This is a genomic window from Phascolarctobacterium sp. ET69, from assembly GCF_023336935.1.
Taxonomy (GTDB): Bacteria; Bacillota; Negativicutes; order Acidaminococcales; family Acidaminococcaceae; genus Fusicatenibacter_A; species Fusicatenibacter_A intestinipullorum.
In genome coordinates, this window is the sequence record NZ_JAMBLR010000001.1 from 293,429 (window position 1) to 319,764 (window position 26,336).

At 44.3% G+C, this 26,336-nt stretch carries 19 protein-coding genes; 17 read left to right on the top strand and 2 right to left on the bottom strand.

Going from position 1 to position 26,336, the window contains the following annotated elements:
* Window positions 1–143: 143 nt before the first annotated feature.
* The 3 genes from M3079_RS01475 to M3079_RS01485 all read left to right on the top strand — a co-directional run bounded on the left by M3079_RS01475 (window position 144) and on the right by M3079_RS01485 (window position 7,509).
* Complete coding sequence (locus M3079_RS01475) at window positions 144–3,167, top strand: PD-(D/E)XK nuclease family protein (protein WP_249076772.1); 3,024 nt, start codon at window positions 144–146, stop codon at window positions 3,165–3,167.
* A complete protein-coding gene (locus M3079_RS01480; protein ID WP_249076774.1) occupies window positions 3,160–6,489 on the top strand; it encodes a UvrD-helicase domain-containing protein in 3,330 nt (1,109 codons plus the stop codon). The genes M3079_RS01475 and M3079_RS01480 overlap by 8 nt, the downstream gene beginning before the upstream one ends.
* A gap of 75 nt (window positions 6,490–6,564) precedes the next feature.
* Entirely contained in the window at window positions 6,565–7,509 is a 945-nt protein-coding gene (locus M3079_RS01485; protein ID WP_249076776.1) for a nitronate monooxygenase, read from the top strand.
* A 56-nt stretch (window positions 7,510–7,565) separates the two neighbouring features.
* Here the strand turns inward: M3079_RS01485 and M3079_RS01490 are convergent, their stop codons facing one another.
* The gene (locus M3079_RS01490) at window positions 7,566–9,167 is read right to left on the bottom strand and encodes a glycine betaine ABC transporter substrate-binding protein (protein ID WP_249076778.1); all 1,602 of its coding nucleotides are present in this window, start codon (window positions 9,165–9,167) and stop codon (window positions 7,566–7,568) included.
* Complete coding sequence (locus M3079_RS01495) at window positions 9,164–10,294, bottom strand: ABC transporter ATP-binding protein (protein WP_249076780.1); 1,131 nt, start codon at window positions 10,292–10,294, stop codon at window positions 9,164–9,166. Before M3079_RS01495 ends, M3079_RS01490 begins: the two co-directional genes overlap by 4 nt.
* 441 nt (window positions 10,295–10,735) lie before the next feature.
* Between M3079_RS01495 and M3079_RS01500 the strand changes: the two genes are divergently transcribed.
* From M3079_RS01500 to M3079_RS01565, 14 genes are all read left to right on the top strand, one after another.
* A complete protein-coding gene (locus tag M3079_RS01500; RefSeq protein WP_021716387.1) occupies window positions 10,736–11,692 on the top strand; it encodes an aspartate carbamoyltransferase catalytic subunit in 957 nt (318 codons plus the stop codon).
* Complete coding sequence (locus M3079_RS01505) at window positions 11,676–12,968, top strand: dihydroorotase (protein ID WP_249076782.1); 1,293 nt, start codon at window positions 11,676–11,678, stop codon at window positions 12,966–12,968. Before M3079_RS01500 ends, M3079_RS01505 begins: the two co-directional genes overlap by 17 nt.
* Entirely contained in the window at window positions 12,956–14,032 is a 1,077-nt protein-coding gene (gene carA, locus M3079_RS01510; RefSeq protein WP_249076784.1) for a glutamine-hydrolyzing carbamoyl-phosphate synthase small subunit, read from the top strand. Before M3079_RS01505 ends, carA begins: the two co-directional genes overlap by 13 nt.
* Before the next feature lies 1 nt (window position 14,033).
* Window positions 14,034–17,243 (top strand): carbamoyl-phosphate synthase large subunit, encoded by a 3,210-nt coding sequence (gene carB / locus M3079_RS01515; RefSeq protein WP_249076786.1) that lies wholly within the window; start codon window positions 14,034–14,036, stop codon window positions 17,241–17,243.
* Window positions 17,244–17,246: 3 nt separating this feature from the next.
* Complete coding sequence (locus M3079_RS01520; RefSeq protein ID WP_249076788.1) at window positions 17,247–18,014, top strand: dihydroorotate dehydrogenase electron transfer subunit; 768 nt, start codon at window positions 17,247–17,249, stop codon at window positions 18,012–18,014.
* Complete coding sequence (locus M3079_RS01525; RefSeq protein ID WP_249076790.1) at window positions 18,008–18,973, top strand: dihydroorotate dehydrogenase; 966 nt, start codon at window positions 18,008–18,010, stop codon at window positions 18,971–18,973. Before M3079_RS01520 ends, M3079_RS01525 begins: the two co-directional genes overlap by 7 nt.
* A gap of 3 nt (window positions 18,974–18,976) precedes the next feature.
* Window positions 18,977–19,693, top strand: a complete 717-nt coding sequence (gene pyrF, locus M3079_RS01530) for an orotidine-5'-phosphate decarboxylase (protein WP_249076792.1) — start codon at window positions 18,977–18,979, stop codon at window positions 19,691–19,693.
* Between the two features lie 4 nt (window positions 19,694–19,697).
* Window positions 19,698–20,273, top strand: a complete 576-nt coding sequence (gene pyrE, locus M3079_RS01535) for an orotate phosphoribosyltransferase (RefSeq protein WP_021716394.1) — start codon at window positions 19,698–19,700, stop codon at window positions 20,271–20,273.
* A 165-nt stretch (window positions 20,274–20,438) separates the two neighbouring features.
* On the top strand, window positions 20,439–21,155 hold the full coding sequence (locus M3079_RS01540) for an A24 family peptidase (RefSeq protein WP_249076794.1): 717 nt from the start codon (window positions 20,439–20,441) through the stop codon (window positions 21,153–21,155).
* Between the two features lie 11 nt (window positions 21,156–21,166).
* Complete coding sequence (locus M3079_RS01545; RefSeq protein ID WP_249076796.1) at window positions 21,167–22,606, top strand: PilN domain-containing protein; 1,440 nt, start codon at window positions 21,167–21,169, stop codon at window positions 22,604–22,606.
* A gap of 3 nt (window positions 22,607–22,609) precedes the next feature.
* A complete protein-coding gene (pilO, locus tag M3079_RS01550; protein WP_249076797.1) occupies window positions 22,610–23,176 on the top strand; it encodes a type 4a pilus biogenesis protein PilO in 567 nt (188 codons plus the stop codon).
* 97 nt (window positions 23,177–23,273) lie between these two features.
* The gene (gene larB / locus M3079_RS01555; RefSeq protein WP_021716398.1) at window positions 23,274–24,029 is read left to right on the top strand and encodes a nickel pincer cofactor biosynthesis protein LarB; all 756 of its coding nucleotides are present in this window, start codon (window positions 23,274–23,276) and stop codon (window positions 24,027–24,029) included.
* A gap of 4 nt (window positions 24,030–24,033) precedes the next feature.
* Complete coding sequence (gene larC / locus M3079_RS01560; protein ID WP_249076799.1) at window positions 24,034–25,419, top strand: nickel pincer cofactor biosynthesis protein LarC; 1,386 nt, start codon at window positions 24,034–24,036, stop codon at window positions 25,417–25,419.
* A complete protein-coding gene (locus M3079_RS01565) occupies window positions 25,409–26,326 on the top strand; it encodes a ribonuclease HIII (protein WP_249076801.1) in 918 nt (305 codons plus the stop codon). The genes larC and M3079_RS01565 overlap by 11 nt, the downstream gene beginning before the upstream one ends.
* Window positions 26,327–26,336: the final 10 nt, after the last annotated feature.

Sequence of the window (26,336 nt, forward strand, 5' to 3'; positions counted from 1 at the left end):
CATTTTTAAGAAAATGTAAATTATTCTTAACAAAATTTAACATAAAGTTAACGTTAAAACTTTAAATAGCGTATACTATTATAAGTTTTTGGATAAGGCAGTTTTTGTGGTAAAATATAAGAAAAACTATCGGAGAAATATTTATGAATAAACTTTACTATGTCCCCTTGGGGTGCAGTGTCAGAGGATATTTTATTAATGAAATAGCAGAGAATGGCTGGGAAAATTCGCTTTTGGTTCTGCCCAGCGGCGTGCTGCAAAGCCGTGCTTTTAAAGAGGGAGCAGTTCGCGTAAAAAATTTTGACGATGTTGCAACCGGTCTGCTTAACGCTAACGGCTATGCAGGTTTACAGCGCATTTCACGCCGCACGCAGGAGCTTATTGTCGAAGAAATTCTGCAAAAATATGCCCACGATAATAAACTTGATTATTTTAACATTCTGGTTGAAAAGAAAGGCTTTGTTAAAGCGGTCACATCGCTTATTGGGCAGTTATCGCGCAGCGGCGCCAAAATGGAAGAAATTTACGAAGCGCTTAACGGATGGGACAGGCCGGGAAAACTTGGGCTTAAAGACCGCGAAATTGCCGCCGTTTATACGGCTTACCGCCAGAAATTAAAAAAAGAAGACTGGTTTGACGTTGAAGGCTTGTACCGCCTTGCTGTTTATGTGCTGCAAAAAGATAACCCTGTTGTTCCGTGGGAAAATTTATATTTCAGCGAGTTTTACCGTTTTGACGGATTGCAGATAGAACTGCTGCGCGAACTGAAAAAACATTGCAATATAAATGTTGGCTTAATGTATGACCCCAAGCGCCCGGAAATTTTTGCGGCAACAGAACATGCCTTTGCCGATTTAAGCCATTTTTTGGATATGGAAAAATTATTGCCGGAACTGCCTGAACGCGAAAGCAGTTTGAAAATATTGGCGGAGTATCTTGGTGAAGAAAGCAGTGCCGTATATTCCGGCGGCATAAAGCTGCTGGAGGCTACAAGCCGTGAGCAGGAAATACGTACGGTGCTGCGCAGCGTTAAAAAGCTTTTGCAGAAGGGTATAAAAAGCAGTGAAATTATTATTTTGCTGAGGGATTTTTCGTTTTATGCAGGTTTGCGCAATTTAAGTGATGAATATGGCATTCCCGTTTCTTTGCCGCTGACGGCAAAACTGAATAATGAGCCTTTAACGGAGTTTATGTATCTGCTTGTTAAAACCGCCGCTTATTCTGCACCTGCCGCTGCGGTTAGCAATTTATGCACGCTTATGGGCTGTCAGGCAGTAAAAATGCTGTTTGAATTTGACACGGAGCTGCTTTTGCGTTTGAAAACAGAAAAACTCTATCAATCGGCAGACAGTTTTGTTGCTGACGACATGGAAGTGTTAAAAGATGAAGAACAGCAGGAATTAAACCGTTTGCTGGATTTAATAAAAACCGTTCCCGAAAATGCCTGCATCAGTGAATATTGCACGGCGGCAGATAATATTCTGGAAAAGCTGGACATTGCTTCCAAGTTTGGCAGCGCCTATAAAAACGGCAGTGCCGGTTATGACGCAATAAAGAATTATATTCTTGCTGCAGATAAATTAAAAGATATTTTATCGCTCCTGCAAAGTGACTACGCCGCCGGAGGCATGCTTAACAAAAAAATAACGGCGCAGGATTTTGCCGATATTTTATATGAAGCGGTACAAGGGGTTGAGCTTGTTCTGCAAAAAGGCGATATGAACGGCGTGCTTATTACAGAGGCTGCTAATATACAGGGCGTTTATTATCCTTATGTTTTTCTGCTTGGCGTGCGCGAAGGTGAATTCCCGTCAGTAAAAACAGAAAACTGGATTTATAACGATTATGAGCGTGCGGCAATGGAAGCGCTTGGTATAGATTTGCCTGGTACTATTGCCGGTTTAAACGAGGATAAATACTTTTTTGCCGCTGCGGCAGCAGCAGCCCTGCAAAGCCTTACCGTAAGCTGGTACAGTGATGATTCCGGCGGCGCATCCGCATATGTGGAAATGCTGCAAAATACTTTTGCGGATAATTCTCTTGAAGTAGAAAAATGCGCGCCGGTTAATATTGACGCTTCCTTGTCGGACAATGAGCTGCTTGAAAATCTTGCTTTTGCAAACAGAAATAATAAACTGCTTGCAGAAGCTGTTGAGAACTGGGCTGAACGCAGCAGCATTGAATATATAAGAGAAAGCTGTTTTAACCGTTACAGCGGCATACTGAAAAACAGAGAGCTGCTGTCTGAACTCCCACGGAAAATTGGCAGCAGCTTCAGTGCTTCAAGGCTTGAAACTTATGCGGATTGCCCGTTTAAATTTATGGTAAGTTATTTGTGGCGGCAGGAAGAATATGCCGAAATGGATGAAGGTATAAATGCTGCGGACGAAGGAAGCCTTATGCACGCCGCAGCTGCACAGTTTATAGGCTTGTATTTAAATAAAAGCCTTGCAGAGTATCCGCTGGAAACTTTATGTGAAGAAATGCGGCGCATTTTTGATGCTTTAAGCAGGGAATACGAACAAAGCGGCAAATTGAAAGACACCGTATTTTTAACTTATCAGAAAGAAAATATTTTAAAACGTCTGCTAAAATTTGTTAAAGCAGAATACAATTATGCAAAAGCATGGTACGCATATAAGCCTTTAAATGTGGAAATGTCTTTTGGACCGGGCACATCGCTGCCGCTTAATTTAAGTGATGAAGACGGAGCGGTTTATAATTTTAAAGGGCGTATTGACCGCATTGACGCTGACGGCGAAAGAATATTTGTTACCGATTACAAGCGCAGCAAAATACCGGACCCCAAAGATATAAAGGATGGTTTGGATTTGCAGATGCCGCTTTATTTACTGGCAGCTGAACAACTGACAAAAGATAAAACGGTTTTGGGCGGCGATTATTTTTCTTTTAAAAGTTCCGAACGTGATAAAGGAATAGTTTTTGACGCTAAGAATAAGCCGCCGTTCTTTACAGCAAAATCCGTAGGTGAATGGGATAGTTTTGTTGAAGAAACAAAGCAGTTTATTACCGGTTACATAAAAGCCATGCGCAGCGGCAATTTTAAGCCGTCTGCAAAAAGAATATGCTCAAATTATTGCCCGGCACGTGAAATTTGCAGGCGTTTCAACGAAAAAAACAACGGAGGTGCAGACGGAGATGTTTAATTTTACAGAAAATCAGGCAGCGGCCATTAATACTCTTAACTGCAACGTCTCCGTATCTGCCGGTGCGGGCAGCGGCAAAACAAGAGTGCTCGTTGAGCGTTTCATCAATATTCTTGCCCAGGGCATAAAAAATCCGCAGCAGGCTGTGCAGCCAAAAGAAATACTGGCAATAACTTTTACGCGCAAAGCTGCGGCAGAAATGAAGGAACGCATACGCAAACGCCTGTATGAACTTGAAAAAGAAGATGCCGTAAATAAAGAGTTCTGGCATAACCACAGGCAGCATTTTGACCAGGCCCGTATCAGCACAATTCATGGTTTCTGCAACGGCATATTAAAAGAAAACCCGGTAGAAACAGGGCTGGACCCTTCTTTTAATGTTGCGGAAGAAAATGATATGCAGGAATTTTTGGAAGCTAATATCACTGGTTTTATAAAAAAAGCGATTGCAGAAAATGATATCGGTATGGAAGAACTTATCCGCAATTACGGAATTGACGGCGTTAAAGAACAGCTGCTCAGCATTTATGGCATTGCGGATGAGGTTTTGAAACTTGAAAATCCGGCAGAGCCGTATAAAAAAAGTGCGGATTGTGCGCCGGAATTGCAGGCAGAGCTTACTGCACTTGTTGATGAGCTTATTGCAGGTATGGACAGTGTTGTCAAGAAAACAACCAAGCAGTATCCTAAATTGCAGAATTTAAAGGAAAACCGGCATTTGGTTATTGAGGCAATTCAGAAATATGAAACTGAAGAAAGCCGGACGGTATTTGATAAATATATTGGCGTGCTTACCATGCAAGCTAAAGATAAAGCAGTTGTTGCCGAAGCTAGAGAAACACTGAAAAAACTATACCAGGCTGCCATTGATGCCCGTGCAGCAGAACTGGTTACCGTATGGCATAATGTTTTGCGCAGCTGCCGTAAATTTGTGCTGGCAAAGCAGGAAGAACTTAATTTAATCGGTTTTGATGATTTGGAAAGCCTTGCCTTGAAGCTTTTGCACGATTCACAGGAAATACGGCATAAATACCAGCAGAATTTTAAATACATAATGGTTGATGAATTTCAGGATACCAATGAGAGCCAGCGCGAGATTATATACCTTTTATGCGGCGACGATAAGGACAGCCTGAACGGCAATAAGCTGTTCGTTGTTGGCGACCCCAAGCAATCAATTTACCGTTTCCGCGGTGCCGATGTTAATGTTTTTGCACGTGTGCGCAGAGATATTGCCGCTAAAAAAGGTAAAAACATTGTTCTGGATGACAATTTCCGCACGGTGGATAAAATTCTTGATTTCTGTAATGCAACCTTCCCGGATTTGTTGGGGCTTGACGAAACGCAGGATGTGTTTTTTGAAGCGCTGCGGGCCAACCGTTCAGGCACGCTTTTGCCGGAACTTATTGTAATAAACCATGATGAGCAGACGGCGCAGATGGATGCACGCGAAGCGGAAGCCGCATTTATTGCGCAGAAAATAAAAACCCTGCATGATGAAGAAGGCGTTTTATACAGCGATATTGTTATTTTGCTGCGTGCCATGACAAAGGTTGATTATTACGAAAATGCACTGAACTGCTGCGGAATACCTTGCAATGTTGTTGACGGCAAAGGTTTTTATGGAAGACAGGAAATCATTGATTTTATCAATTTGCTGACAGTTTGTGCCGACAGCAGGCGTAATTTGGAGCTGGCAGGTGTTTTGCGTTCGCCATATTTTGCAGTTGATGACGAAACGCTTACTGCTTTGTTCTTTGAATTACAGGATAATGCAAATAAATATGAAAGTTTATGGCAGGTTCTGCAAAACGGAACATATCCGGAATATTTAGCCGAAACGGAAAAAAGCAAATTAAACTGTTGCAGCGGCGTTTTAAAACAAATTTATGATGCTTCCATGTCATTGCCGCTTACGGATTTATTCAGCTTTATCGAACAGATTATTAATCTTAATGCTGTTACTGCCGCACAGCCTAGTGGAGAAGAAAAAAACGCCAATTTAAAAAAGTTATTTGCTCTTGCCGCTGAATTTTGCCTGCACAGGCAGGGTGGGCTGCGTGAATACCTTGATAACATAAAACGTCTGCGTGCGCTTAATGCGCGTGAAGCGGCAGCTGTTGCCGGTAATGCACAGGAAGCCGTAAAAATTATGACTATCCATAAATCAAAAGGGCTTGAGTTTCCAACCGTTATTTTGCCGGCACTTGATACAGGTGTTGGCGGCGGCAGCACACAAATAAATTTTAATAAAAACACAGGGCTTGGCATTAAAGTTGATGTTAACGGAAACTTGCAGGAAAGCAGTGTTTTTAAAGAAATAAAAGCCTTAAACAGTGAACTTGACAAGGCAGAAAAGGAACGCCAGTTTTATGTGGCGGCAACGCGTGCAAAAGACAGGCTGATTTTATCAGGCGTTACAAAAACCAAAGGTGATAAAGGCACATGGTTTAAAAATCTGAAAAATATATTAAGCGGCTATGAAGGCATGATTTTTACCGATGTTGACGCGGCGGAAATATTACCACAGGAAATGCAGGCGGAAGAAGATACCAGAAGTTTTATCGTGGAAGATGTAATTGCCAATACTCTGCCGCTGCCGGAATACGGAAAAGCCTGGCAGCAGAGTTTTTCGGCTTCATCTTTACAGCAGTATAATATCTGCCAGCGCAGTTTTTATTACCATTATATTTTGCAAATGCCGCCTGTTGAGCCTCAGCTGAACGGTGAAAACGCAATTGATGCCAGAACTTTTGGTACTTTGGTGCATGAAGCACTGGAAAAATATGCCGGTAATGTAAAAAAAGCCTTAATGCAGGCTGCTTATGATAAGAATTTACAGAATTATGACCTTGGCGAAGCAGAAAAAATGCTGGAAAAATATCTGCAAAGCAATTTATATCCGGGCTTGGAGGCTAAACAGCTGCACGAAACCGGCTTTACGCTGCCGGTACTTGCAAAATACGGCATAAATGCGCAGTGCTACGGTTTTATAGATAACATTATTTATAATTCTGACGGCAGTTTAAGCATTATTGATTATAAAACAGGGCATGTTCCTGATGCGCTACCCAAAGGATATAAATATCAGCTGGCCTTATATAAGCTGGCGGCAGAAAAAATGTTTAACCTGCCTGTTAAAAGTGCGGAGCTGCACTTTCTGCGCGGTTGTGTAAGTTTTGAACTTCCGGCAGACTTTAACCCGGAAGAAATTGCCGCCGAACTGCAAAGCATTTTTGCCAAAACAGATGGGCTGGAATTTACATGCAGCACAGCTTATTGCCACAGCTGCCCGTATGCGTATTTCTGCAAAAAAATTTAAGGCGGGCGCGCATATAGTAAAATTTGCTTTAGTATAGTATAATGTATACAAAAAAGAATAAGAGGTGTTTACATAATGAAAACAAAAATTACCGAACTTTTAGGCATTAAATATCCTGTTATCCAGGGCGGCATGGCGTGGACTTCCGATGCTAACCTTGCAGCAGCTGTTTCCAATGCTGGCGGCGCAGGCATTATTGCTACCGGCGGCCGTACCACCGAATGGACCAAAGCAGAAATTCAAAAATGCAAAACCTTAACCGATAAACCTTTTGGCGTAAACTTAATGCTGATGGCACCGAATGTTAACGAAATTATTGAAGTTGTATGCGAAGAAAGAGTTGCTTTTGTAACTCTCGGCGCAGGCAACCCGGTTCCTCATATTGAAAAACTGCACAGTGCAGGCATTAAGGTTATTCCGGTTGTGCCGAACGTAAAACTTGCAAAACGCGTGGAAGCAGCAGGCGTAGACGCAATGGTTATTGAAGGCATGGAAGGCGGCGGACATATCGGCCAGCAGACCACCATGGCGCTGATGACCAACGTACTGCCTCTGGTTAAAAACGTACCTGTTCTGGTTGCAGGCGGTATTGCCGACGGCCGCGGCATTGCAGCAGCACTTTTAATGGGTGCAGACGGTGTACAGATGGGCTCCCGTTTTATTCTTACCACCGAATGCCCGACTCATCCGCGTGCTAAACAGGCAATTATTGATGCTACCGACACCGATTCAGCTGTTACCGGCTTCAGCCGCAACAACGCAGTACGCTGTCTGAAAAACGAATTTACCAAAGAATATCTTGCAAAAGAAGTTGCAGGCGCTCCGCAGCAGGAGCTTAACGATTTTGCAACCGGCACCAACCGTATGGGCGCAGTAGACGGCGACATTGAACATGGCGCAGTGCTTGTAGGCCAGAGCCTGAACGCTCTTAACGAAATTCTGCCCTGCAAGGAAGTTATGGAAAAACTGATTGCCGAAGCAAGAGAAACCCTTGCCAACGCTAAAAATATTGAACTGTAATTGTAATTAAGTGAGAAAAACGCATTACACTTTTTAAAGTGTAATGCGTTTTTTAGCTATTCTTCAAAATCAGAAGTTTTTACCAAACCTTTGTCCAAAAGGAAACTGCGTGCTACTTCGGCGCGGTCGCGGCCTTTTTCTACAACTTCATAGTTAAGGCTTTGCATTGTGCTGTCATTAATAGCGTTGTCCAAAACTTTAAGAGCTTCAATAAGTTCCGGATATTCTTCTGCGGTTTCGCCGTTTATAAACGGGCACATATAGTAGGGCGGGAAAAAGTTTTTGTCATCTTCCAGCAATACCAAATCATATTTCTGCAAAAGCCCGTCCGTGGAAAACGCCGTAATAACATCAACATTATTACTGGTAATGGCAGTATACATAAGCGTTCCGCTGAAATTATTGACAGATTTGAATTTTATGCCGTAAGTTTTTTCAATACCGGGCAAACCGTCTTCACGTGCCGCAAATTCAGGCGAGCATCCGAAACGCAGGTTGTGGCTTACACGGGTTAAATCCGTTACCGTTTTTAAATGGTATTTTTCGGCAGTTTCTTTGGTAACTGCCAATACATATGTGTTATTAAAACCTAAACTGCCGAGCAGTTCAATGTTGTGGTCGCGCCGCATCTGCTTTTCAACCATATCATACATTTCTTCCGGCGTAAAACCGGGGCGCAGTTTATTTTTTAATATAGTGCTGTAACCTGTGCCGGTATATTCAGGGTACAAATCAATTTCACCGCTGCGCAGTGCTTCAAAGGCAATCATTGTGCCGCCAAGCGCAAGGCGCCGCTCAACCTTGATATCGGTTTTGGCTTCAATTAAATCAGCAAGCATATTGCCGATAATCACGCTTTCGGTTGCATCCTTGGAGCCGATGCGGATATCCGGACGGTTTACAAGTTCGCGCCCGAGCAAAAATCCGCCGCTGATAAGAATGATGCATGCGGCAACGGCCAGAGTTTTTTTGCGCTGGCTTTTAATTTGCTCAATAGTTTTGGTTGACATTTTTTTGGAAGCGGGCTGTAATGAAACAGGCGTAACTGCTGTTTCGATTTTGCTCATCACAAAATCCATTAAAAGCGCAAGGCAGCAGGCAGGTATTGCACCGGCCAGAATCATGGCGGAATTATCGGTTTGGATACCGCTTAAAACAAGCGTGCCAAGCCCTCCGGCGCCTATGTAGGCGGCTATTGTCATCAGCCCTACAGCGTTAACGCTTGAAATGCGTATACCGGCCATAATTACCGGCAGCGACAGGGGCAGGCGCACTTTAAATAAAATCTGCATGTCTGTCATGCCGATACCTTTTGCTGCTTCCAAAGTTTCGGAACTGATGTTGCGCAGCCCTGTACAGGTATTTTTTAAAATCGGCAATAGTGAATAAAGCACAACCATGGATACGGCGGTAATAGAGCCGATACCCATATAAGGAACGAGAAAACCTAGGAGTGCAAGGCTCGGTAATGCCTGGGCAAGATTGGCAAACCCCATAACCGGCTTCATAATTTTATCGCGCCCGGAGATATAAACGCCGAGCGGTATGCCAAGGCAAACAGCTATTGACACAGAAAGCAAAGTAAGCTGTATATGCCCTAAAAGCAGTTCAAAAATATATTGGTGCTGTTCAAGCAGAAAGGTGAGAAAAGCAGTCATGCTCCGGCACCTCCTTTAACACCAATAAACTGGTGGCTCATTGTTGTTACAAGGCTTGAGTTTGTTATAAGCCCTGCAAGCCGGTTATCTCTGTCTGTAACGGGAATATTTGAGATATTAAGCCCGTTGATTTTTTCTAAAAGGGAAACTATATTTTCTTCCGTATCGGCGGTTACACGTGCGGGAGTCATAACTGTTTCGACCGGCAGGCTTTTGTCGGCCGAATTCAGAATGCTTCTGGCACGTACAATTCCGAGCAGGTGATTATCTTCATCAATGACGATAAGGCTGTCGACCTTATCAATACGCATTTTTTCAAGCCCTTTAAACATTGGTACATAAGGGTATGTTGTTTTGGGCGAGGTTATCATAATATCTTTGGCGCATATTAACTGCGGGCTGCTCCAGATACGTTTGCTGCCAACAAATTCACTTACAAAACCGTGGGCAGGATTTTTAAGGATGTTTTCCGGTGTATCGTACTGCAGAATGCGCCCGCCTTGTAAAATGCAGATGCGGTCTGCAATTTTTACGGCTTCGTCCATATCGTGCGTAACAAAAACTATTGTTTTATGCAGCTTTGACTGCAAACTTACGAGTTCGTCCTGCAGCTGGCTGCGGGTAAGAGGGTCCAGCGCAGAAAACGGCTCGTCCATTAAAATAATATCGGGGTTCATGGCAAAAGCGCGGGCAACGCCTACACGCTGCTGCTGTCCGCCGCTTAAATGATTGGGGTAGCGGTCTAAAAATTCTTCGGGTAAACCGACCGTTTCCATTAATTTTACTGTACGGTCAACAATTTCGGAAACCGGCATTTTGGCAAGCCGGGGAATTATTTCGATATTTTCCCGTACTGTCATGTGTATAAATAAGCCTGTCTGCTGAATAACGTAACCAATATTGCGGCGTAGTTCGATAGGGTCTTGTGCTTCAATATCGGTACCGTTAATTTTAATCTGGCCATCACTTGGTTCGATAAGGCGGTTAATCATTTTTAAAATAGTTGTTTTGCCGCAGCCGGAGGGGCCTATTAAAACAACCAGTTCGCCTTTGTTTATTTCCAGATTGATGTTTTCAATAACATTGTGTTCTTTATAAGCCTTGCTTACATTGATGAATTGAATCATGAGGTCACTTCCTTTTTTGTTTTTCTAAGTTTTGAAATTTTGAATGGCTTTTAAACATACATCCATAATATCAGCCTCCTCTCTATAAAAAATAGATAACAATTTATAATTCGTGATAATTTATAAAAAATCCTGTTTTGTTTTATTAACTAAAAAATTAAATTTTTGTAAAAACACAAAATCTTTTAACGTTTTCAGAAAACAGTACATAATTAATGAAAATGCTTTAAAAAATTTGACTTCCAATGCCCGGAAGTGTTACAATAATAACAACATAAAACTTACCTTTAAATCGGTCCTGTGAGACTGTAAGGTAGACTTTTAGGTAACTTGTACTACAAGCCTTCCTATCCTCATGGGGACCGGAAGGCTTTTATTTTTATAAGTAAGCGGCTTTAGCCCGCAAGTTATGCTTAAATTAACAAACAGGAGGTTTCTGCAATGGCAAAAGCAACAGTTTCTCTCGGCGGCAGGGATATACTGGATTTGGATTCGCTTTCCGTTGAGGAATACGAACTCATTCTTAAAACCGCAGCCGAGATGAAAAGAATTATGAAGCGTGATATTAAAAAGGTTCCTTCGCTGCGTGGCAAATCTATCATCAACTTGTTCTATGAACCAAGTACGAGAACCCGCACTTCTTTTGAACTGGCAGGAAAATATCTTGGCGCTGATGTTGTAAACATTACTACTTCAAGCTCCAGTGTTGTAAAGGGTGAATGCCTGCGCGACACAATTCTTACCGTACAGTCCATGGCTTGTGATGCTATTGTAATGCGCCATCCTATCGAAGGTGCCGCAGCCTATGCTGCCGATGTTTCCAAAGCTGTCATCATCAACGCTGGTGACGGTGCCCATGCACATCCTTCTCAGGGACTGCTTGATATGTTTACCATCCGCGAGCAGGGCAAAGATTTTAAAGGCCTTAAAATGGCAATTGTCGGCGATATTTTATACAGCCGTGTTGCACGCACCAACATTGCTGCCTGGACGAAACTGGGCGCGGAAGTGCATGTTGCAGGCCCGATGACTTTAATTCCGCACGATATTGAAGCACTTGGTGTAAAAGTACATAAACGTGTTGAAGATGCTATTGAAGGCGCTGATGTTATCGACATTCTGCGTATTCAGCTTGAACGCCAGCAGAAAGGTTTGTTCCCGTCTGCACGCGAATATGCAAGAATTTTTGGCATTAACGAAAAACGCCTGGCACTGGCCAAACCTGATGTAACCGTGCTGCATCCGGGCCCGATGAACCGCGGCCTTGAAATTTCCTGGGATGTTGGTTACTGCGACAACGCCAAAATCAGGGACGAAGTACAAAACGGTGTTGCCGTGCGTATGGCATTGCTGTTCTTAACGCTGACAGGAGGGAAACAAATTGAAAACATTAATTAAAAACGGACGTGTGGTTGACCCTTCGCAAAATCTTGATGCAGTAATGGACGTGCTTATTGAAGACGGCGTTGTTGCTGCAATTGATAAAAATATCGAAGCAGCTGCCGATGAAGTTTATGATGCTTCCGGCCTTGTGGTTGCTCCTGGGCTTGTTGATGTACATACGCATCTGCGTGAGCCGGGCCTTGAAGCAAAAGAAGATATTGTTACCGGCACCATGGCAGCAGCAGCAGGCGGCGTAACAACCATTGCCTGCATGCCTAACACCAAACCGGTTGTAGATAACAGCATTATCGTCAGCGGCATTAAAGAACGCGCTGCCCGCGAAGGTTATGTAAATGTAGAAGTTATCGGCGCCATCAGCAAGGGCGAACAGGGCAAGGAACTGGCAGAACTTGGTGATATGGCAGAAAAAGGTGCTATGGCTTTCAGCGACGATGGCCATTATGTAGAAAGCAGCCGCCTGTTTTTACTGGCTGCAAGATATGTAAGCGCTTTTGATAAAGTTTTGATTTCCCATTCTATCGAAGAAGAACTTAACCACGAAGGCTATATGCATGAAGGCGCTGTTTCCGCACGCATCGGCGTGCCCGGCATTCCGTATATCTCCGAAGATATTGCTGTAGCGCGTGACTGCATTATTTCCGAATATACCGGTGCGCATGTACATATTGCACATGTTGCTTCCAAAGGCGCGCTTGATATTATCCGCCGCGCCAAGGCAAGGGGAGTAAATGTAACCTGCGAGGTTACCGTTCACCACCTGACTTTAACGGATGAAGCATGCAGCACATACAGCACGGCTACAAGAGTTTCTCCGCCGCTGCGCAGCATGGACCACGTGGAAGCATGCCGCCAGGCATTGAAAGACGGTACTGCGGACGCTATCGTTACGGACCACGCTCCGCACGCACCGGAAGAAAAAGACGTTGAGTTCCGTTATGCACCGAACGGTTTTACCGGCCTTGAAACTTCTCTGGGTGTAATTTTAACCGAACTTTATCATACTGGGCTCTTCACAATTAATGAAATTATTGATAAAATGAGTACAGCGCCTGCGCATATTTTTGCATTAAATGCTGGAAGTTTAAAAGTTGGCTCTCCGGCAGATGTAACTGTTATCGACCTTAACAAGGAATGGACAGTTGATAATACGAAATTTTATACACGCGGCAACGTAACACCTTTCAATGGCAAACATTGCAAAGGCAAAGCCGTTGCCACTATGGTAGCAGGTAAATTTGTTATGAGAGATGGTGTAGTATGCGGCAAATAGGCAGAAAGGGTAAACTTGTTTTAAAAGACGGCAGCGTTTACAGAGGTACTTTGTACGGCAAACGCAATGCTGTCGGCGAAGTTGTTTTTACAACGGGCATGAGCGGTTATCAGGAAACTTTGACTGACCCCTCGTTTTGCGACCAGATTGTTGTAATGACTTATCCTTTGGTAGGCAATTACGGCATCAATAAAGATTTTAACCAGGGCAGAAGGTGCTTCTTCCAGGGTTATGTTATCAGCGAGCTGTGCGACCATCCGAGCAACTGGAAAAACGAAAAATCTCTGGAAGATTTTCTTGACGAACAGGATGTTCCGGTACTGGTTGGCGTAGATACGCGTGCCATTACCAGAAAGCTGAGAAACTACGGCGTTTTGCAGGGCGTTATCGTTCCGGACGAAATGCCGCAGGAAGAAGTTGACAAACTGCTGGCGCTGCCGGAAGTTCATGATCAGGTCGCCAAAGTTACAACTCCGAGAATTTATACAATGGGCGAAGGCAAATACCATGTAGCTGTTATGGATTACGGCATTAAGCAGAACATCCTTAACTATCTGGCAAGCTTCGGCTGCCGCCTTACCGTGTTCCCGGCGTTTACAAGCGCGCAGGAAGTTCTTGCTTCCCAACCGGACGGCATTTTCCTTTCCAACGGACCGGGGGACCCGAAGGATTTGACTTCCGTTATCGAAGAAGTTAAAAAATTCATCGGCAAACGCCCGATTTTCGGTATCTGCCTCGGCCATCAGCTGATGGCGCTGGCAAATGGTGCCGATACATACAAAATGAAATTCGGCCACCGCGGCATTAATCATCCTGTTAAGGATTTGCTTGAACATAAAGTTATGATTACTTCCCAGAATCACGGTTATGCCGTTGATGAAAAATCACTGGAAGGTAAAAATATTGAAATTACAAATATTTCGCTGAATGACCATACGATTGAAGGCGTGCGTTATCTTGACCATCCGACCTTTACCGTGCAGTACCATCCGGAAGCAAGCCCGGGGCCTGGCGGTCACGAATATTTGTTTGAACGTTTTATTAAAATGATGGGAGGCCGCTAATATGCCGAAACTGCAAAATGTAAAAAAAGTACTGGTTATCGGTTCCGGCCCGATTATTATCGGGCAGGCGGCAGAATTTGACTATTCCGGTACACAGGCCTGCCGCGCATTAAAAGAAGAAGGGCTTGAGGTTGTACTGGTAAACAGCAACCCGGCTACTATTATGACGGACGTGCATATTGCCGACCGTGTTTATGTTGAACCTGTTAATGTGGAATTTTTGGAAAGCGTTATTAAACGCGAACGCCCGGATGCTTTGCTGGCAACCCTTGGCGGGCAGGTTGGCCTGAACCTTGCCATTGACCTTGATAAACAGGGTATTTTGCGCGAATATAATGTTAAACTTCTGGGCACCCAGATTGAAAGCATTAAACGTGCGGAAGACCGTGAACTGTTTAAGGAAACGATGGAAAAAATCAACCAGCCGATTCCGGAAAGCACAATTGTTGAAACCGTTTCCGCAGCTAAGGAATTCGCGCGTGAAGTTGGTTATCCGCTTATTGTACGCCCGGCATATACTTTGGGCGGCACCGGCGGCGGTATTGCCAACAACGACGAAGAACTGGACGATATTGTAAGTAAGGGCCTTTTGTACAGCCTTATCGGCCAGGCCTTGATTGAACGCAGTGTTGCCGGCTGGAAAGAAATTGAATACGAAGTTCTGCGCGATGCTGACGATAACTGCATTACCGTTTGCTCCATGGAAAACCTTGACCCGGTTGGCGTGCATACGGGCGACTCCGTTGTTGCCGCACCGGCACAGACTTTGAGCGACCATGAAGTACAGATGCTGCGCCAGGCTTCTATCGACATTGTACGCGAACTCGGCGTACGCGGCGCCTGCAACGTACAGCTTGCGCTCGACCCGAATTCCTACCGTTATTATGTAATCGAAGTTAACCCGCGTGTAAGCCGTTCTTCGGCGCTTGCTTCCAAGGCAACCGGTTATCCCATTGCTAAAGTAGCTACCAAAATTGCCGTTGGCTACACACTGGATGAAATTCAGAATGCCGTTACCCAAAAAACCACGGCATGCTTCGAGCCTTCGCTGGACTATGTTGTTTTAAAATTCCCGCGCTGGCCGTTTGATAAATTCGTTACCGCAGACCGTACTCTCGGTACGCAGATGAAAGCTACCGGCGAAGTAATGGCCATTGAAAGAAATCTGGAAGCAGCGCTTTTAAAAGCTGTACGTTCTTTGGAAATCGGTCTTATTCACCTTGAAATGCCGGAACTGAAAGCATTGAGCGATGAAGAAGTACGCGAGCGTATTCATCTGATTGATGACCAGCGTCTGTTTGTTATTGCCGAAGCATTCCGCCGCGGCGTAACGATTGACGAAGTACACGATATTACCAAAATCGACAAATGGTTCCTGCAAAAAGTAATGAACATTGTTGAGATGGAAAACCGCATTAAAACCGAACCCATGACGGCAGAATTAATGCTTGCCGCCAAGAAAAAAGGCTTTGCGGATGTTACCATTGCAGGCTATATTGGCAAAACATGGCAGGAAGTGCGTGAAATGCGCAAAGGCTGGGGTATTATTCCGACCTATAAGATGGTTGATACCTGCGCCGCAGAATTTGAAGCTGCAACTCCGTACTATTATTCCACTTATGCGGAAGAAGACGAAGTTGAAGTAAGCGATAAAAAGAAAGTTGCCGTACTTGGCAGCGGCCCGATCCGTATCGGCCAGGGCGTAGAATTTGACTACTGCTCCGTTCACTCTGTATGGGCACTGAAAGAACTCGGCTACGAAACCATTATTATCAATAACAACCCTGAAACCGTTAGTACGGACTTTGATACCAGCGACCGCCTGTATTTTGAGCCGCTGACGATTGAGGACGTACTGAACATTCTCGATAAAGAAAAACCGGAAGGCGTTATTGTGCAGTTCGGCGGCCAGACAGCCATTAACCTTGCAGGCCCGCTGGAAAAAGCAGGCATTAAAATTTTGGGCAGCAGTGTGGAAAGCATTGACCGCGCCGAAGACCGCGAACGTTTTGATGAACTTTTAACTTCCTGCAACATTCCGCGTCCGAAAGGACATACCGTATTCGACACCGAAGGCGCTCTGAAAGCAGCTGCCGACGTTGGTTACCCGGTAATGGTGCGCCCGTCCTATGTACTCGGCGGCCGTGCTATGGAAATTGTTTATAACGACGATGAACTGAAATACTACATGACAAACGCCGTTAAGGCTTCGCACGAACATCCGGTACTTGTTGACCACTATCTGCAGGGTACGGAAGTTGAAGTTGACGCTATCTGCGACGGCAAGGACGTACTGATTCCCGGCATTATGGAACATATCGAACGCGCAGGCGTACACTCCGGCGACTCTATTGCCGTATATCCTCCGCGCACGCTGGCAGAATCGGTTATTAAAACTATTATCGATTATACCAACAGAATTTCCATCGGTCTTGAAGTACACGGCATGATTAACATTCAGTACATTGTACGCAATAACGAAGTGTTCGTTATTGAAGTTAACCCGCGTTCTTCCCGTACCGTGCCTTTCCTCAGCAAAGTTACCACCATTCAGATGGTTGATGTTGCAACCAAATGCGCAATGGGGCAGAGCATCCGCGAACAGGGTTACCGCCCGGGCCTGCAGCTCTTCCCGGATTACTATGCAGTTAAAGCACCGGTATTCTCCTTCAACAAGATGAGCAATGTTGATATTACCCTTGGGCCTGAAATGAAATCTACCGGTGAAGTAATGGCCATTGACTACCAGTATTCGCGCGCACTGTATAAAGCCTGCATTGCTGCCGGCATCAATGTGCCGCATGAAGGCGCTATTCTTATTACCGTGGCCGATATGGATAAAGAAGAAGCCTGCGAAATTGCAGCCGGTTTTGCAGACCTTGGTTATGAAATTGTAGCAACCGGCGGCACCGCGGAATATCTGAACAACCACGGTGTAAAAGTAAGGGTTGCAACCAAAGTAAGTGAAGGCAGCCCGAATATTCTTGATGAAATTAAAGAAGGCCATATCAGTATGGTTATCAATACAACCAACCATGGCCGTGATGCTGAACGCGACGGCTTTAAAATCCGCCGCTCGACGGTTGAGCATGCCATTGCCTGCCTGACATCCCTTGATACGGCACGCGAACTGCAGCATGTAATGAGCGCTATGCGCCGCCGCCGTGTAGTAAGTATTGTTGCTTTGCAGGACCTTTCCTGGGAGGGCTGATAAATGCCTAAGAAAATAGTTGAAGCTAAAGTTATTGGGCAGCATGTTTTAAACAATTCAACAAAATTAATAGAAGTTTACGCACCGGAACTGGCAGAACTTGCCGTTCCGGGGCAGTTTGTAAACGTGCAGGTATTTAACTGCACTGCGCCGCTTCTGCGCCGTCCTTTTGGTGTTGCTGCCGTTAATAAAAAAGAAGGCACCATTACCATGATTTACCGCATTATCGGCGAAGCTACCAAACTGCTGGCAGAATATTGCAGCGGCGATAAATTAAGTATTGTGGGCCCGCTTGGGCGCGGTTTCGATATGAACGCGCAGCATCCGCTCATTGTCGGCGGCGGCCTTGGCCTTGCACCGCTTTTGTTCCTTGCTTCTGCTTTTGGAAAAGGCAAAGCGGAAATTGTTATGGGCGGGCGCTGTGCCGACGAATTGTTCTGGACAAAACTCTATGAAGAATACTGCCCGATAATGCACCTGACTACAGATGACGGAAGCTGCGGCACCAAAGGTACGGTTATGGCCGTACTGCCGGAACTTCTTGCCAGCGGCAGATATGACGCGCTGTATGTATGCGGCCCTGTGCCGATGATGAAAGCAGTTGCGGAAGCAGCTGAAAAATACGGCGTTAAATGCCAGGTTTCACTTGAAAAATACATGGCCTGCGGCCTTGGCGCATGCCTGTCCTGCTCTTGCAGCGGCATTGGCAAACGCCTTAAGGTTTGCACTGACGGCCCGGTATTCTGGGCTGAGGAGGTGGGAGAATGGTAAGCGCAAAATTGTATGACGGACGTCTGGCAGTTGACATTGCCGGTTTGAAAATGCAGACTCCGGTTACCACCGCTTCCGGTACTTTTGGCTTTGGCCTTGAATTTACCGATTTTCTGGATTTGGAAAAAGTTGGGGCAGTATGCGTAAAAGGCACAACGCTTTTGCCGCGCGAAGGCAATAAAGGCCAGCGTGCTGTTGAAACACCTTCCGGCATGCTTAACTGCGTAGGTTTGGAAAACCCCGGCAGCGATTACTTTTTGAATGAAACACTGCCTAAACTGCGTAAATATGATGTGCCAGTAATTGTAAATATTGCGGCTTCTTCTCCCGAAGAATACGGCGAACTTGCTCATAAGCTTGATGTTGACGGTGTAGATGCGGTAGAAATTAATATTTCCTGCCCGAACGTTAAACAGGGCGGCATTGCTTTCGGTACATGCCCTGACAGTGCTGCTGCCGTTGTAGAGCAGGTAAAAAAACATTTTACCAAAACAGTTATTGCCAAACTTTCTCCTAACGTAACCAGCATTACGGAAATGGCACTGGCTGTTGAAAATGCAGGTACTGATGCAATTTCGTTAATTAATACGCTTATCGGCATGAAGATAGATATTGAACGCAAACGCCCGGTGCTTGGCAATATTACCGGCGGTTTAAGCGGCCCGGCAGTACGCCCGGTTGCGGTGCGCATGTGTTACGAAGTAGCGCAGAAGGTGCATGTGCCTATTATCGGCATGGGCGGTATCGAAATAGCCGAAGACGCCGTGGAATTTTTCCTCTGCGGTGCAAGTGCCATTGCAGTTGGTACGGCTAATTTCCGCAATCCCTGCATTGCCGAAACCATCAGCCACGGCATTTTAGACTATATGAACCGCCACGGCTACAATAAACTTACCGATATGATTGGCGCGGCTCTGCCGGAAGGCAGCTTTGCCCTGCGCAGCGGCAGGAAGGAGTAAGCTATGCAAAGTGATGAAAGATTAATAGTTGCGCTTGATTTCCCGACTGCTGATTTGGCCAAAAACTGTGTGGAAGAACTTGGCGATTCCGTATGCCATTATAAAGTTGGTATGGAACTTTACTATGCCGCAGGCAGTGAAATCATCCGCTTTTTAAAAGAACATAACAAAAAAGTATTTTTGGATTTAAAACTGCATGATATTCCCAACACTGTTGCCAGCGCACTGGCTGTGCTTACGGAGCTTGGCGCAGATATGATGAATGTGCATGCCATAGGCGGCAGAAAAATGATGCAGGAAGCTGTGAAAGCTGTGCATGCCAAAGCTGCTGAACTTGGCAGGCCTGCTCCTAAACTGATTGCCGTAACAATTCTTACCAGCATTAACGAAGAACAGTATGCTGACCTTAATTACAAAACAGGCATTGCCGAACAGGTAATCGCTTTGGCAAAACTTGCCAAAGAAGCCGGTATGGACGGCGTTGTTGCTTCTCCGCAGGAAGCAGCTGCTATCCGCGAAGCGTGCGGCGAAGGCTTTTTAATTGTTACACCGGGAATCCGCCCGGCAGGCAGCGATGTTAACGATCAGAGCAGAATTGCCACGCCGTCAGGCGCACTGAAAAACGGTTCCACCCATATTGTAGTTGGCAGGCCCATTACGAAAGCTGAAGATAAAAAAGCTGCGGCACAAAGCATTGCAGCAGAAATAAGAGGTGTATAAACTTATGATGCAGGAAAAAGAAGTAATGCAATTATTGGAAGAAACCCAGGCAGTGCTGCATGGACATTTTTTACTGACAAGCGGTTTGCACAGCCCGATGTACGTTGAAAAATTCAATGTGCTGCAGCATCCCAAATATACGGAAATGCTTTGCCAGGAACTGGCAGAACGCTATGCAGCCGATAATGTGGAGCTTGTTATAGGCCCTATGACCGGCGGCATTCTGCTTGCACATGAAGTAGGCAAGGCTCTTGGCACACGCGCTATTTTTACCGAACGTGAAAACGGCAAAATGACTTTGAAACGCGGCTTCCAGATTCCGGAAGGTACCCGTGTTTTGATTGTTGAAGATATTGTTACTACCGGCGGCAGCGTAAAAGAAGTTTTGGACGTTGTAAAAGAACACGGCGGCGTACCTGTTGGTATCGGCCTTTTGGTTGACCGCAGCGGCGGCAAAGTTGATTTTGGCATGCGCACCGAAGCATTGCTGCACCTGGACGTTCCCACTTACGACCCGAACGACTGCCCGCTCTGCAAAGAAGGCAAACCGTTTACAAAACGCGGACGTACCGGTAAATAAAAAATTTAAAATTTAAAAGCTGCATAACAGCGGATGCTTCTTGCGTCTGCTGTTATTTTTTTGCTATAATATCAGGGTTGCGCTTTCTTTAAAGCAAAAAATTAAACTTATGGTGATTGAAAAAATATGTTTTACTGGCTGCTTTTTTATTTTTTTACAGGCAGTGTGCTTGGCAGTTTTTTAAACTTATATGCCTGCCGTCTGCCGCGTGGGCAATCCGTTGTTGCTGGCAGGTCAGCCTGTGATTCCTGCGGGAAAAAGCTGACGGTAACAGACCTCGTTCCCGTTTTAAGTTATTTATTTTTAAAAGGCCGCTGCCGCTATTGTAGAGTTAATTATGGCATCAGCCATTTATTTGCGGAAGTTTTAACTGGTTTGGCTTTTGTTTTATGCGGAATGCAGACAGAATTCGGGCTTAAATTGCTGCTGCTTTTTATATTTTGCTGTGCAGTTATTTTAATAAGTTTAATTGATTACGAATTGCAAATTATACCTGACAGCTTAGTGCTTATACTTGCAGCAGGCGGGTTTCTTTACAGCAGTTTGTATTTGCCGGGAGGTTTGCTTAACGGACTTTACGGTTCTGTTTTTGCCTTTGCCTTAATGCTGGTAATTTTTTTAATCAGCCGCGGCGGCATGGGCGGAGGTGATGTTAAGCTGAGCGCTGCGGCAGGCTTATGGCTTGGTTTTGAAAATACCGTTATATTTTTATTGCTTTCTTTTATTAGCGGAGGAATTATAAGTATATTGTTAATAATAACAGGTGTAAAAAATAAGCAGGACGCTATACCGTTTGGGCCTTTTTTATGTGCCGGTGCTTTTGCCGCGCTATTATATGCCGGTTATTTGGCAAATTTTTATTGGAATTTATTTAATTTTTAGGGAAGTTGAGAATGAATTACAAAAACTTAAAAGAAAAATTATTGGCTAATAAATTTAAACATATTATTGCTGTTGATATTGCTTCCGATGTTATACGGATTGCGGTTGTAAATTGCAGTAAACGCATTAATATAGTTGAAAAACTGATATCAAAACAGCTGCCGCAGGAATTGGCAGCAGACGCTTATGTTTTTAATAAAGAAAAACTTGCTGCATTTATCAACGAAATTTTAAAAGAAGAAAATATCAGTAACGGCGTGCTTGTTTTTACTGCTGGTGCAGATAAAACAGCGTTGCTTAACTTACAGCTGCCATATTTAAAAGAACAGGAATTGCGCGAAGCTGCAAAATGGGAAATTATACATGAGCTTGGCAGCAACGCAGAAGAATTTTGTTATGCGGCCGTTTATAACACACATTTAAAAGAAGAACTGAACAGAGTAACGGCCGTAGTTATGCCTGAAAATATTTATCAGGTTATGGAAGAAACGGCTGTAAAAACAGAACTGCCGCTTGGCGGAATTTTTCTGCGTTCTTTGGGCATTGAACAAACATTTGCCAAAAACTATACCGATTTTTTGTTATGTGATTATCTTGCGGATGATGAATGTGTATTAACCGCTTTTGCTGGCGGCATGCCGGTATTACAAAAAACGGTTAATGTGTTTAACAGGGAAAGTTTTGCTGACGAAATAAAAACCGTAATAGCTGCGCTGCTGGATATTGAATTTAAACAGGTTGTTTTAAATTGTGATGACAGTTTAAAAAGCGATATTCTGTCATCTGAAATTGCATTGCCTGTAATTAAAAATGATATTTCACATAGCGTTGGCTTTAACGAATGTTTAAAGGCTGAAAGTTTGCAGCATTTAAATTCTTTTGCGGCTGCAATAGGTGTAGCATTGTGCTTGGCAAACAACAGCAAATTTAATTTGGCCGGGCATAATAAAAGCAGTTTCAGTCTGCCAAGGTGGAAAGTATACCGCGGTGCCGCTGTTTTTGCCGTTGTTTTTACGCTTGCCTTTTGGGCATGGCAATTAGCGGAACTTTTTATAGTGCAGCAGCAGTTAAAAGAAATTGACGGAAAAATTGCTGACTGTGCTGTTTGGCAGCAGCGTTATGAAGAAAGTGCCGCTTTAAATATGCAGATTAACAGGCGTTTAAAATTTGCTGAAAATATAAAAAAGCAAAATATTACATGGAATGAACTGTTAAATGATATCAGCAGCGCCGTACCGCAGGGATGCTGGCTTGAAAGAATTGAGCAGCAGGAAAATAAAAAGCAGCTTACTGTTACCGGTTACGCCGCAAATATTGATAAGGCCGTAGAATTTACCGAAATGCTCAACAGCAAAAAAGCCAATCTTAAAACAGAATTAACGGAACTTAAAACAGAAGAACTAAACGGCAAAAAATATACTGCTTTTAATGTACTTATAGAAAGAAGGTAAAAAATGCAGGATTTATATCTGCAATTGCAAAATTTAAAACGTACTGATAAATATTGCCTTATTTTTATTGCGTCTTTATTTTTATGCCTGGCAATAAAAATTTTAGCCACAGACCCGCTTCAAAATTCCATTAATACAAGCAGAGAACTGCTTGAAGAAAAGCAGCAGAATCTTAATAATTATCTTGCTTTTGCAGAACAATATGAGGATTACAGCGCGCTGCAAAAACAGCAAAACGAGGCAGCTTTACTGGCAAATGAATTGCTGCCGCCGCAGATAACAACGGCAGAATTAATTAAAGAATATACTGCGCTTGCCGGTAAATATAACCTGCGTATTGAAAGCATTAAACCTGTTCAGCAGGAAAAGCAGAAAAAAGAAGCGTATACATCTGTAACGGTAAATATTGTGCTTACCGGCAGCTTTTATAAAGCGGCTGCTTTTTTAGATGATTTGCAGCAGCAAAAACGCCTTTCTGTACCTGCAAATGTTGTAATTGAACGAAGCAAAAACGGTTTTGCGGGCGATGTTGTTTTAACTGCCAGCCTTACTGCTTATGCTTTAAAATAAAGCAAAGTAATTGAACTGCTTGCTATAAGCCTGCTCCAAGTTGTATAATTAAATAGTTGGAAGAACTTATTTTTAAGAGTTAAAAGGATTGAAAACTATGGGATATAAAGAGCAGACTTATGAATTGCTTAAAGATTTTAAGCAGGGTTTAATTGATGACGAAACATTTTTAAAAAAGCTGCGCAGCAGCGAATATACCGATTTGGGTTTTGCCATGATAGACCACGAGCGCAGTTTGCGCCAGGGCTTTGCCGAAGTTGTTTACTGTGAAGGAAAAACGGCAGAGCAGACGGCGGCAATTATGAGCAGGCTGGCTGAGGTTCACAGCAATATAATCGGCACAAGGGCAAACGAGGAGAAATTTGCCGCTGTAAAAAAAGCAGTTCCTGATGCGGAATATTATAAAGACGCAGGATTCATAAAAATTGAACGCAATCCTCTGCCAAAAGACGAAAAACGTTATATTGCCGTTGTAACTGCCGGTACCAGCGATTTGCCGGTATCTGAGGAAGCTGCACTTACGGCGGAAATTATGGGCAATACGGTTAAACGCGTGTATGATGTTGGTGTGGCAGGAATTCACCGTTTGTTTTCTAAAATTGATATTATACGCGATGCCAACGCGGTAATTGTTGTAGCCGGTATGGAAGGCGCACTGGCAAGCGTTGTGGGCGGGCTTGTAGACAAGCCTGTTATTGCGGTTCCTACAAGTGTCGGTTATGGAGCAAACTTTAAAGGTTTATCCGCGCTTTTGGGCATGCTGAACAGCTGTTCGGCAGGCGTTGCCGTTGTAAATATCGACAACGGTTTTGGTGCAGGGCGTTTGGCAAGCATTATTAATCATATGAGGTGAGAACATGAAAAAAGCACTTTACATAGAAGCATTTTCCGGTATCAGCGGCAACATGCTGCTTGGCGCATTGATTGACCTTGGCGCTGACGCTGCTTATATAGAAGCAGAACTTAAAAAGATGAACCTTGGAGAATATGAACTGATTAATACGCGCGCAGATAAATGCGGCATAAATGCAGCTTATTTTAATGTCAAAATTCCGGGCGTAACGGAAGCAGCCGAAGCAGAAGAAGCACATCTTCATGAACATCATGACGGGCATCACTGCCATCATCATGCCCACGGCTGCGAAGGTGAAGAACATCATCACCACCCTCATGAGGAGCATCATTGCTGCCATCAGCACTGTCATACTGCCGAAGAAGCACATGAACATCACTGCTGCCATGCGCATGAAGCAGGTGCGCACCATCATCATGAACACAGAAATTTTAACGACATCAAAACTATCATTGAAATTTCAGATTTAAGCACTAATATAAAAGATAAAGCGGTAAATGTTTTCCGTATGCTTGGCCTTGCCGAAGCAAAAGTTCACGGCAAAAGCCTTGAAGAAGTGCATTTTCATGAAGTAGGGGCAGTTGACACGATTATTGATATTGTCGGCAGCTGCCTGGCTTTGGAAAACCTCGGCATAGAAAAAATTTATGTGTCTGAAATTAAAACCGGCTTCGGTTTTGTGCAGTGTGCGCACGGACTGATGCCCGTACCTGCACCGGCAACAGCCGAGCTTTTGGCGCATGGGCTGCTTTATGCCAAAGGAAACATTGAACGCGAACTGGCAACACCTACCGGAGCCGCATTAATGGCTGCACTTGCCGAACCTTCTGCTGATATGCCTAAAGGCTTCAGCGCAGAAAAAGTTGGTTATGGCGCAGGAACAAGAAACCTTGAAATTCCTAATGTGCTGCGTGCTACGCTTGGTACTGTTGAAGAAGTTAAAAGCCACGCTTTAACGGTTGCGGAATGCAATATTGACGACATGAGCGGCGAAGTATGGCCCTATGTGCAGGAAAAATTAATGGCCGCCGGTGCCCTTGATGCATGGATTACGCCTATAATTATGAAAAAAGGGCGCCCGGCGCAGATGCTTTCAGTTTTAATGCATCCGCAGGACTTGCCTGTGCTTGAAAAAATTATTTTAACCGAAACCACTACATTAGGCATGCGCTACTATGATGTTGCGCGCCATTGCAGCGAAAGAAGCTTTATAGAGGTTGCACTGCCGCAGGGAAGCGTAAAAGTTAAATTTTCGCAGGCCGGAGGGCAAATTTTAAACATAGCACCGGAATTTGAAGACTGCCGCAAGCTTGCCGAAGCAAGCAAAATGCCGCTGAAAAAAGTAATGCAGATGGCTGCGGCCGCTGCGGAGGCTCAGCTTGAACACTGATTTTGGCACATATATTAAAGAATTAGTAAAAAAATTCAGGGAAAACGGTATAAGTGCTGAAGAAAAAAGCCTGCAATACGGCTGCCAGTTAGTGCTTGCCAAAGGTATAGATAAAGCTGTTTTATCCGTTTATAACGGCAAAAAAGGCATAAAATTTGTTTGGAACGGCAAAAATGCAGCATTTACACAAGCCTGCAAAGATATACTGGCAGACGAAAGCAGCACAGGCACAAACTATTGCCTGCTGAAGGATTTGCCGGGATTTAACGGTATCTGGGCAGGCAGTGACGAATCCGGCAAAGGCGATTTTTTCGGACCGCTTGTGGTTGCGGCAGTTGCCTGTGATGAGAAAAGCGCTTCAAGGCTTTTCAGTCTGGGCGTTAAAGACTGCAAAATTGTCAGTGATAAAGATGTGCTGAAAATGAAAGACGAAATCTGTTCTGCGGCACTGGCAGTATCTGTTTTAGCGCTGACGCCTAAAATGTATAACTACCGTTACAATCAGCTTAAAGCGGCAGGGCAGAATTTAAACCATTTATTAAGCAGCGGGCACGCAGCAGCACTTACGGGGGTAATAGGCAAATGCCCAGGCTGTGGCTATGCCCTTGTAGACCGTTTTGCCGTGCATAATGATATAACGCAGCGCATTCATGAAAAATATCCCGCTGTTAAAGTTGTGCAGATGCCAAAAGCAGAAGCAGATATTGCCGTAGCAGCCGCCTCGGTATTGGCTCGCGCCGAGTTTCTTCGCATTATGGCAGAATTGGAAGCACAGGCAGGCATACCGCTTCTAAAAGGCGGAAGTGACGCTGCAAGCAGTTGTGCACGCATAATTGCGGAAAAATTTGGCAAAGAAAGCCTTGCAAATTTTGTTAAATTGCATTTTGCCAATTATAAACGTATATAACCGGAGAATT